Below are 9,676 nucleotides of genomic sequence, written 5' to 3'. Positions count from 1 at the left end.
GCCGTACCCCCGCCCGTACGGTTCGCCGTACGCGCCGCCATACGACCCCGGTGCGCGCCCGCCGGGCCCCGGCCAAGGGGGCCACGGTCCGGACCCGTACGGTTCCGGTCCGTCGGGGTCGTGGGGTCCGCAGGGCCTGTGGGGTTCGCAGAGCCCGTCGGGTCCGTCGGGCCAGCCGGGTTCGTGGGGTCCGCAGGGTCCGCCCGGTTCGCAGGGTTCGTCCGGTTCGCGGGGCCCGTCGGTCTCGTCCGGCTCCTGGGGGCAGGCGCCGTACGTCGCCGGCGGGTGGCAGTCGCCGCCTCCGCACGCCGGTCCGCCTCCGTACCCGCCGCACGGGCCGCCGCACGGACCGCCTCCGCACGGGCCGCCACCCGCGCCGCAGGGGACTCCGCCCCGGCCGTACATCGCGCCGCACCCGCCGGTGCAGCCCCCGCCCGGCCAGCCGCAGGCGGCTCCGACGCCGTACTCCGAGGAGCGTCCCGGTGAGTGAACGAGCCGTCGCCGACGGGCGGTTGACGCCTCCCGGGTCCGTGCACGTACGCGACTTCGGTCCCGTACCGCTGCTGGAGCCGCTCTGCTATCCCGGTCGTCCGGTCACCTCGCCGACGCTGCTCGACGGGGAGCTGCTGCACCCGCTGGACCCCTCGTACCCGGTGGCAGCCGGGCGGGTGCCGGTGCTGGCCGTGGGTTCCAACGGTTCGCCGGCGCAGCTGAGTCACAAGCTCGCACGTGCCGCCGGGGTCTCCCGCACGGTTCCGATGGAACCGGTCCTGGCACAGGGGCTGGCGGTCGGACTCTCCGGCCACGTCAGCCGGGTTGGTTACGTGGCCGCCTCGCCCTTCCTCGCCCCGGGCACCTGCGGTTCGATGCTGCTGACCTGGCTGGACCCGGACCAGCTCGCGCTCGTCGACTCCACCGAAGTGCCCAACTACCGGCGGGTGTTCCTGCCCTCCGGGGCCGTGCCCGTCGCCCGGCCGGACGGCAGCCGCCCGGCTCCCGAGGGGGCGTACCTCTACGTCAACGCCCGCGGCCTGCTCGGCCGGTCGGACGGCACGCTGCGTCCGCAGACCGACCAACACGCCCTGCTCACCCAGCTGTTGGCGGAATCCGCGGCACTTCGCGCACTGTGCGGCAGCGACCCGACGCCCCACGGCTGGCTCCGACGGGCGGCCGAGACACCGCAGTTCGCCACCGGCGCCACCCAACTGCTGCAGCGCGAGGGCCTGTTGATGGAGCGGCCGGACTTCGACCGCTTCGCCCCCGACCCGCCGCGCTGAGGCCCCGCCGCACACCTGTGCAGGCCGGTGGCCGGCGTCGCGCCTCCTCGAAGGCGTGGCGCCCGGCCCGGGTCGGGCGCCACGCAGCAGCGGTGTCGGGACGGGAGGTTCAGCAGAACCAGCCGTTCTGGACCCAGCCGCGGCGGTTGATGTCGCCGTAGGCGAAGCCGTAGACCCAGTTGCCGCCGGGCTGTTCGACCAGGAAGGTCTGGCCCTTCTTCAGCGTCCCGATCCAGGCGCCGTGGGGGGCGGTGGCGCGGACGAAGAGGTCCTCCGCGCAGACCGTCTTGCGTTCGGCGGTCGCGCCCACCGAAAGTCCTTCGGGTGCCACGGCTGCGGTCGCCGGAGTGGTCAGGAGGGTGACTCCCATTACCAGCGAGGACGCAAGAGCACCGGTGGCGAGCAACGCATTTCGCTTCATCGGTCATCCTTCCGTTTCGGAGATTCTTCCGGGATCACCAGGAACCAAAGCCGCCAAGGCATTCGACACGGACAAATCCCCAGTCATTGGGGCCGAAGTCGAATATCGCCGCCCAGCCGTTGTAGACCGGGTGCGCGCCCCGTGTGTGGCCCACCTTGTTGCCCTTTTCGAGCGTGCGCTTGAGCCCCACCGGGCCGTTGGCGCTGTCGTAGTTGGTGTACATGCTGGCGCTCTGGCAGGTGATGACCGCATGGTCCGGGACCGTGGGATCGGCCTGCGCGGTGGGCGCGGTGAGGCTGAGCGCTCCCAATGCCAGCGCGCAGACGGTGATGGTTGCCCTCTTCACGCGTACGGCCTCCTGTTTCGGTGAATTCCGTGACGACTGTTCCGGTTTCACGGTGCGGTCGCGGACGGCTCTTGCTGCGTATGGAAGTTGGTGGCGGAGGAGGAACCTATTTCGTGTATCGGTAAGTGATTTCGTTTCCGGCCTCTCGCCGAGCACACCACTACAGCAGGTTTTCCGGGCGACCGGAAGCTCTGGATGTCAGAGCATTCCGATCCACTGAAGGGAGAACCGTGGGGGCTCTTGTCTCTTCGCGTTCCGCTGTCGAAAGGTGTTGTGGCCCGATATTTTCTCGGGCAGTCGGATCGGATCGCATCGGGCCGTGAGTTGCGGGGCCGGGTCATGGGCCGGTGTGGCTGCCGCTCGTGGCGGGGTCGGTGTGCGCGGCGGCCGGTACCGGCCGGGTTGGGCAGCGGGAGGGTTGATCCGAAGCGGGCGGGGAACGGGGTGGAGGTGGTCCGGCGGCTTGCGCGACGGGGGAGTTGGAGATGACGGAACAGATCGGTTCGGGCGAGGCCCGGAGCAGGCGGAACGCCCTGCGACTGGCGGGAGGCGCGGTGCTCGCGGGCGTCGCGGGCAGTGCCTGGTCGGTGTCCCGGGCGCGGGCGGACCAAGCTCCTGCGGCTGACGGCGCACGTGCGGAGGCGGTGCGTGCGGAGGTGCCGGCCTCGCCCCGCTTCGACCTGACGAAGCCGTCGCCGGACATCTACCGGCACAAGCAGTTGCACTGCACCACCGTGCAGCAGTCGATCAGCTTCGACACCGTCAACCACCGGCTCTACGTGGTGCAGCGCAGGGACGGCACCGACAGCGCGCTGGGGCATCTCTGTGTGACGAGACTGAGCCCGACCGGCACGCGGACCGGCCACATGCACCTCAACGGCTTCGGCCACGGAGTGGCGTTCGCGGCGCAGGGCGTGGGTTCGGAGACCTATCTGTGGACCGAGGTGGAGGCGAACGGCAACGGCTACGGCAGACGGCTGGCGCGCTTCAAATTCACCGACGGCAAGACGCTGTCGAGCGGTTCGGCCGAGCTGACGAAGCTCACCCCCGTCTCGAGTGCGAGCGAGCACACCTGCTCCATCGACCCGGTGAGCGGCCGGCTGGCGGTCCGGTACCACCGCAGCGGCGCCAAGCACCTCGCGCTGTACGACCTCGCCGCCGCGCAGCAGGGCAACTTCGCCGAGCCGTTGGCGGACCTTCCGCAGCCGTCGGTCCCCGGCACGATGCAGGGATACGCGGTCTACGGCAGATACGCCTACTTCATGGTCGGCAACGCCTACTCGGGCTCCAACCCCGCGCCCGGAAACACCTACCTCACGACCGTGGACCTGAACACCGGGAAGAAGGTGCAGGGGCCGACGCTGACCAAGGCCGGGGGCACGCTGGTCTTCCGCGAGCCCGAGGGCCTGGCGATCCAGCGGACCTCGGGCGGCCAGGTCCGGCTGGTGATGGGCTTCGCCTCCGGGAGTGCGGGCGACCGACGCAGCAACCTCTTCCACAAGCACGAGCTCGTCTGAGGGCAAGCCCCGTGTTCACTTCGCACGGCAGCGCCGCCGTGCGCGAGGTGAACACGGCGTCCGGGGCGGGCAGTTCGACGGGTAGCGGCTGCGAACCCGTCCGTTGGGCGCGCAGTCGCCGCCCGCACCTCCGGGGGAGGCGAACGGGCCGTGCGCGGGCGGGGCCCGGAGCGGCTGCCGCGATCCGTGGTGCCGCCAACACAAAAGGGGTGTACGGCGGCCAACTGTGCGTGCGGGACACCGGAGCGCGGCATTCCGTCGACGAAACGCGAACGGGAGTACGTATTTTTCACCGCTTCCCCTGTGCAACACCCGCACGCCTGCTATCTCTTGGATGCTCTTCTTCTCAACCCCCCTCAATGAATGGGAACTCGATGCGTTCTCCAAGAAAGATGCTCGTCGCCGCCGCGGCGCTGACAGCCGTCGCCGCGGGGCTTCTGGCGGCTCCCGCAGCGGTCGCCGGCGAGCCCGCCCCCGCAGCCGCGGAGAAGTACGTGGCGCTCGGCGACTCCTACGCGACCGCCCCCGGCACCCGTGAGTACGACAACCCGGACGACGAGTGCCGCCGCGGCCCGCTGACCTACTCCCGGCTGTACGCGGCCGAGAACCCCTCGATGAACTTCGTCGAGGCCTCCTGCTCAGGCGCCACCGCCGCAGACCTGCTCACCACGCAGGTGCCGCAGCTGACCGCCGACACCACCAGGATCTCCGTCCAGGCGGGCGGCAACGACGTCGGCTTCGTCGAGGTGCTCAAGAACTGCATCCTCACCATCGACGACGCGGACTGCCTGGCGGGCGTCGAGGCGGCCAAGGCCGCGGCCACCAACGCCCTCCCGGCCGCGCTGGACCAGACGTACGCCGGCATCAAGAGCGCCGCGCCCAACGCCAAGGTGGTCGTGGTCGGTTACCCGCGGCTGTACACGATCGGTGGAGACTGCGGCATCCTCGGCCTCAGCGACGCCGAGCGCGCCGCGCTCAACAGCGCCGCCGACACCCTGGCGACGGTGATCTCCGGCCGCGCCGAGGCCGCGGGCTTCAGCTACCTCGACCCGCGCCCGGCGTTCGACCCGCACTCGCTGTGTTCGGGCGGCTCCGAGTGGGTCACCAGCCTGGAGTGGGACAAGCTCAACGAGTCCTACCACCCCAACCCGGCCGGCCACCGCGAGGGCTACCTCCCGGCGATCCGCGCCGCCCTGGGCTGAGCACCGCCCGCACAACCGCTGAAAGCGCGACCGCGCGCGACCTCGGAAGCGCGGAAGTACAGAAGCGCTGAACCACCGCAGTGAGGCCGTGGGGCCGGTGAGCGACAGATGCTCGCCGGCCCCACGCCGCGTACGGCCCCACGTCGCGTGGGGAGCGCTGGGGCCCGGGTGGGGCCGAAACTCACCGGCGTCGCGCACCGACGGCGGTCTAGCATGGTGGGGACATCGCGTGTCGGTCGCCGACCGGGCGAGGCATGGAGGTGTCGGGAGTTGCCTGTTGGAGGCATCCCTTGCCAGTCGAGTTGAATCACACGATCGTTCATTCCCGGGATCGCCGGGAGTCTGCCGAGTTCTTCGTGGAGCTGCTGGGGCTCGCCGCTCCGGTCGAGTTCGGCCCGTTCCTCGCGGTGCAGTTGAGCAACCACGTCACGCTGGACTTCGCCACCGTCCCCGAGGCGGACATCACGCCGCAGCACTACGCCTTCCTCGTCTCGGACGCGGAGTTCGAGGCGGCGTACGCGCTGATCGGGACGCGCGGGATCGAGCACTGGGCCGATCCGCGCAAGCAGCACCCGGGCGAGATCAACCACAACGACGGCGGACGCGGTGTGTACTTCGCCGATCCGTCCGGTCACTACATGGAGCTGATCACCGTCCCCTACGGGGGTTGGCCGCAGGGCGAACCGCGCCGGTAGTCGTGGGTGCGCGCCGCGCGGGCAGCCGCGCGGTGCGCACGTCGACCGCGGTCGAGCGCGCGGAGGTGGAGTCCCGTCCCACGGGCAGGACTTCACCGTCCGGTCGGCCCCGGGCCCGGGGCCGGCCAAAGGTCAGCTGCCCCGGTAGATCATCGTGCAGAGCAGCGTCTTGCCCTCGTTGACCTTCCACGCGTAGTAGAGGGTCTGGTCGCCCTGCGCGCGTACGCAGCTGTTGGCGTCGGTGCCCGCGGTGGCGCGGTAGACACCGGTGATGCGCATGACCTGGTTGTACGGCTTCGGCACCTTCTTCGCCTTGCAGTCGACGGCGGTCAGCTGGCCGATCCGGACGGTGGCGGACTGCCCGGAACCGTTCTGGGTGCCGAGCAGGCAGTAGTTCTTGTGGTACTGCCGGGTCAGGCAGAGGACCGTGCTGGAGCCGTCGGCGCCGTTGTAGGACCACCACGCCTTGTCGGTGCCGGTCGCACAGCTGCTCGCACTGCTGGTGACGCGCGAGACGTGCATCAGCGCGTCGGTGCTGGAGCAGTCGACGGCGGCGGGCGGTGTGTCGCTGCTCCAGGCAACGGAGCCGCTCCCGCCACGGCCGGTGTCGTACACCGTGAGGCAGTTGCCCGCCTTGACGCGCTGGAAGGCCGAGGCGGACGGGTCGGGTGCGGGCCGGTTCCGGCCGCTGCCGGCGGAGCCGCCGGAACCGGTACTGCCGTCCGGATCCGCGTCCGCGTCCGCGCCGGCGCTGTCGTCCGAGCCGCCGGCGCCGGGGTCGCGTCCGCGCCGTTCGGATTCGCCGTCGGAGGCGCCGTCCGAGGCGGCTTCAGAGGAGGCGCGGTCGTCGTTCTTGTTCTTGTCGTCGTCGAACCAGCCCGCGACGAAACCGAGCCCCAGCACCGCGAGCAGGGTGAGCACCAGACCGCCGCAGACCAGTGCGGCCACGGTGCTGCTGCTGTTGCCGGGCGGCCGGTACGGGCCCCCGGGCGGCATCGGCGGTCCGGGCAGGCCGGGCGGCGGGCCCGGAGGGCCGAAGTGGCCGGCGCCGGGAGGCCCGGGGGGTCCGGGAGGCGGTCCCGGAGGGCCCGGAGGACCGCCGGGCGGGCCGAAGTGGCCGGGTGGCGGTCCGTACGCGTTGCTCATCGGCGTCCCCCGGAAACGACGTTCTCGCGCCTCGATGCGCTGCTCGGATTGGCGTGAGCATGCTATCGGGAAGGAGTCGGGACAGCCGACGCCGCAGCCGTCCGGGGAGTCGGGAACGCGGAGGGCGGCCGGAAATCCGGAGCGCCTAGTGGATCAGGAACGCCGCCCAGAACGCAGCGACTTGGAGGAGCCGGACGCCCCGGCGCGGTCGGAGGCCTTCCCGTCGACGGGGCGCTTCCCCTCACCGGAACGCTTCCCCTCGCCCGGCTCTCGGCCGCCGGTGAGGCCCGCGGCCTCCGCGGCGCCGTGCAGACTTCGCAGCGCGAGCAGCAGCACCCCGATGTCGTCCAGCAGGATCGGGTCGGGGAGCAGGTCGACCGGGGAGATCACATAGGCGATCGCGCCCCAGAAGGTGAGCTTGTTGCTCAGCGGGATGCCGGCGTCGCTGAGCATCCTGCGCGCGCGCAGGAGCCGTGCGAAGAGGACGATCACGGCGACGACGGTGACCACCACGGCCACGCCGGCGACACCGACGAAGGTCCACATCTCGCCGCTCATGCTCTCTCCTCCCTGGTCGGAAGCCCGGCCCCCGCTCGGGGCCTGGGTGTACGGGACTCGCGGGTCCGTACGGGACCCGCGGGGTCCGCCGTCAGCGTACGTCCGCGTCCGGCTCCGTACGGGTCGCCGCGGTTCCGGCCACCCGGACCGTCCGGGCGACGGGACGACTGCGCCACTCCGCGCGGCCGACGCGTACGGTTCGGATGCCCGCATCCGCGCCGTTCACGCCCGACGAGCTGTCCGAGGAGCTGTCCGACGGGCGGCCGGGGCTCAATCGCCGGGGCGCAGTCACCGGGGCTCAACTGCCGGGCAGCGGGCGGACGGTGAGGATCTGCGCCGCCGTGCCGACCGGGCCGTGCACATCGTGCAGCACGGTGCTGGTGACGCCGTGGCCGTCGGGCCCGAAGCTGACCGAGGTGTCCAGCCCGGTCCAGTCGCCGCTCGGCTGCCGCTGCAGGTGGACGGTCAGATCGGTGTTCGGGAACATCCACTCCGTGGGCGACTGACGCACCGCGATGCCGTTCGCGGTGTCCACCAGCGCGAGGTACGACGCGAGTGCGCCGCTCGGTTCGCCCGCCACCAGATCGAGCGGGGTGCGGATCCAGGCGGCCGACCGGCCCGGAACGGCGCCCGCGCGGCGGCGGACCTCGACCGAGCCGATGTAGCCGCCCGGCCACAGCTCGTCCATCGGCCAGGGCTCGAACTCCTCGGGCGGGGCGAGGCGTTCCACGGAGCTGTCGGCGACCGAGGAGGTGTCGAGCGAGGTCAGCAGCCAGGCGCGGGCCCTGGTCACGGCCCGGCCCCCGATGCTGAGCACGGCTTCGAGCAGTTCGATGGTGCGGCCGGGGCGGATGGTTTCCACGGTGATCTCGCACTCGTCGAGCGCGATGCGGCCGAGGATGTCGTAGCTGATGCGCGCCACCGCGAGGCCGCTGCCCGGGCGGGAGTCGGCGACGTGCTGCTCGATCGCGTGGGCGATCAGACCGCCCACCGGGCTGAAGTGCTGTTCGTCGTCGGCCCAGGCACCGCCCGCGTGCGCGGTCGGCTTGAACCGCAGCTCACCGACGCGTTCGTAGTAGCTGCCGGCTGCGGTGGTGGGGGTCAACGGGGCACTCTCCTCGTCGAGTTGCGGTTACGGCGCCCGGCGCGGCGGCGGCGGTCCGACGGCATGCGGCGGACGGTACGGGTGCCGGTGCCGGTGCGGGTGCCGGTGTTGCGGGTCGTGGGTCGTGGGTCGGGTTGCGGTGCGTGGAGCTCGGTGGCTGTCGCTCGTCCCTCCGGATGGTAGGCGCAGCCGTACGCAGCCGGGGCGTCGTCGTGAGGGACGACACAGCCGGGTGGGCGGGGCTGCGGCGCGCCCGTGCGATCGACGTACGGGCGCTCGAGCCGGGCGCTCCTGGGCGGCCCGCGCTCCTCGGGCCCACGGCGGTGCGGCTTGCGACAGGCCGGGCTGCCCGCGGTGGGGGTGGTCAGCCGCGGAGCAGGTGGGTGAGCGCAGTGGCGGTGGCGACGGTGCCGAGCAGGGTGAGCAACGCCCCTTCGCCTACGCGGTGTTGGAGGCGAGCCCCGAGAAGTCCGCCGGCCAGGCCGCCCACGCCCAGCGCCAGTCCGATGTCCCGGAACGGGGCGGCGGGGGCGGTGCCGACGCCCGCCGCGTCCAGCGCGCTGTACGCGGCGAGCCCGGTGACGGAGGTGGTGAGCGTCGCCGCGAGCGCGAGCGGGGTCACCGCGCTGACCGGACGGCGGCTCAGCGCGACCAGCGCGGGCGCGAGCAGTGACCCTCTAGGAACACCGCGCCCGACACCCCGGCAGGGTGCCGACAGCGGCCACGGCGAAGCCGGCGAGCACCGCCATCGCCAGCTGGACCCACCCCGGTTCTCCGACCACAGGCGGCAGCGTGCACGAGTCGCGGCGATGCGGTGTGAACGGAGCATGTCGTCCGCGTTCGCGTTCGCGTTCGCCGTCCGGTCGTCGTCCGGGTTCGCCGTCCGGTCGCCGGGAGCGGCGGACGGGCACGCAGCGTGGCGTACACCCGGTCGGTCGGCCGCCGGTGGCCGGTGGCGGCGTGCGAGCCGAGCGTGGAGCAATGCAGCCAGACACGAGCTCGCAGGGAGCGTCCGGGATACCTCCGCGCGACCGCCCCGGCATCCTCCGGGGCATACGCGCGCGACTGGGCATCGGGGCACGGTCGGCGGCGGCTCCGGCTCGCAGCCGCCCCGCCGACGAGACGCCGAGCGGTGCAGGACGGGACGGCTCCGCCTCTGCGGCGGACCACGGCGCGGGCACACCTGAGCGTGGTCGGCGGAGCACCGAACAGCACGGCGCCACGGGGACGGGGCAGATATCGGGCGCAGCCGCGGGTGACGCACCCGCCGCGCAGGACGCAGGCAGGGCACAAGGGGCGCAAGGGGCACAGGGGCCGCAGGGGCCGCAGGAGACACGGCGCATACGCGGGATACGCGGACTGCGGTCGCGGGATTCCGGCGGGGTGCCGGAGTTGCGGGGGCCGCACGG

Annotated in this window: 10 protein-coding genes; 4 read left to right on the top strand and 6 right to left on the bottom strand. The window is 72.3% G+C overall.

What is annotated here, in order from left to right:
• Positions 1–482: 482 nt before the first annotated feature.
• Positions 483–1,277 (top strand): hypothetical protein, encoded by a 795-nt coding sequence (locus JGS22_RS08240; RefSeq protein WP_216814893.1) that lies wholly within the window; start codon positions 483–485, stop codon positions 1,275–1,277.
• A 109-nt stretch (positions 1,278–1,386) separates the two neighbouring features.
• Here JGS22_RS08240 and JGS22_RS08235 read toward each other — a convergent pair whose 3' ends face one another.
• The gene (locus JGS22_RS08235) at positions 1,387–1,698 is read right to left on the bottom strand and encodes a hypothetical protein (protein ID WP_211043790.1); all 312 of its coding nucleotides are present in this window, start codon (positions 1,696–1,698) and stop codon (positions 1,387–1,389) included.
• A 34-nt stretch (positions 1,699–1,732) separates the two neighbouring features.
• Complete coding sequence (locus tag JGS22_RS08230; RefSeq protein ID WP_211043792.1) at positions 1,733–2,044, bottom strand: hypothetical protein; 312 nt, start codon at positions 2,042–2,044, stop codon at positions 1,733–1,735.
• 485 nt (positions 2,045–2,529) lie between these two features.
• On the opposite strand from JGS22_RS08230, the gene JGS22_RS08225 reads away from it, so the two are divergent.
• The 3 genes from JGS22_RS08225 (at position 2,530) to JGS22_RS08215 (ending at position 5,458) form a co-directional block, all read left to right on the top strand.
• On the top strand, positions 2,530–3,561 hold the full coding sequence (locus tag JGS22_RS08225; RefSeq protein WP_211042614.1) for a phage baseplate protein: 1,032 nt from the start codon (positions 2,530–2,532) through the stop codon (positions 3,559–3,561).
• A 374-nt stretch (positions 3,562–3,935) separates the two neighbouring features.
• A complete protein-coding gene (locus tag JGS22_RS08220) occupies positions 3,936–4,763 on the top strand; it encodes an SGNH/GDSL hydrolase family protein (RefSeq protein ID WP_211042615.1) in 828 nt (275 codons plus the stop codon).
• Between the two features lie 290 nt (positions 4,764–5,053).
• Complete coding sequence (locus JGS22_RS08215) at positions 5,054–5,458, top strand: VOC family protein (RefSeq protein WP_211042616.1); 405 nt, start codon at positions 5,054–5,056, stop codon at positions 5,456–5,458.
• A gap of 132 nt (positions 5,459–5,590) precedes the next feature.
• Here the strand turns inward: JGS22_RS08215 and JGS22_RS08210 are convergent, their stop codons facing one another.
• From JGS22_RS08210 to JGS22_RS08195, 4 genes are all read right to left on the bottom strand, one after another.
• A complete protein-coding gene (locus JGS22_RS08210; protein WP_216814892.1) occupies positions 5,591–6,454 on the bottom strand; it encodes an LppU/SCO3897 family protein in 864 nt (287 codons plus the stop codon).
• A gap of 303 nt (positions 6,455–6,757) precedes the next feature.
• Complete coding sequence (locus JGS22_RS08205; protein ID WP_211042618.1) at positions 6,758–7,162, bottom strand: YkvA family protein; 405 nt, start codon at positions 7,160–7,162, stop codon at positions 6,758–6,760.
• Between the two features lie 298 nt (positions 7,163–7,460).
• The gene (locus tag JGS22_RS08200; RefSeq protein WP_211042619.1) at positions 7,461–8,267 is read right to left on the bottom strand and encodes a thioesterase family protein; all 807 of its coding nucleotides are present in this window, start codon (positions 8,265–8,267) and stop codon (positions 7,461–7,463) included.
• Positions 8,268–8,631: 364 nt separating this feature from the next.
• Positions 8,632–8,889, bottom strand: a complete 258-nt coding sequence (locus JGS22_RS08195; protein WP_211042620.1) for a hypothetical protein — start codon at positions 8,887–8,889, stop codon at positions 8,632–8,634.
• Positions 8,890–9,676 lie beyond the last annotated feature (787 nt).

The sequence above is a fragment of the Streptomyces tardus genome (genome assembly GCF_018101125.2).
In the GTDB taxonomy this organism is placed as follows: domain Bacteria; phylum Actinomycetota; class Actinomycetes; order Streptomycetales; family Streptomycetaceae; genus Streptomyces; species Streptomyces tardus.
This window is presented reverse-complemented; position numbering and strand designations above follow the sequence as displayed.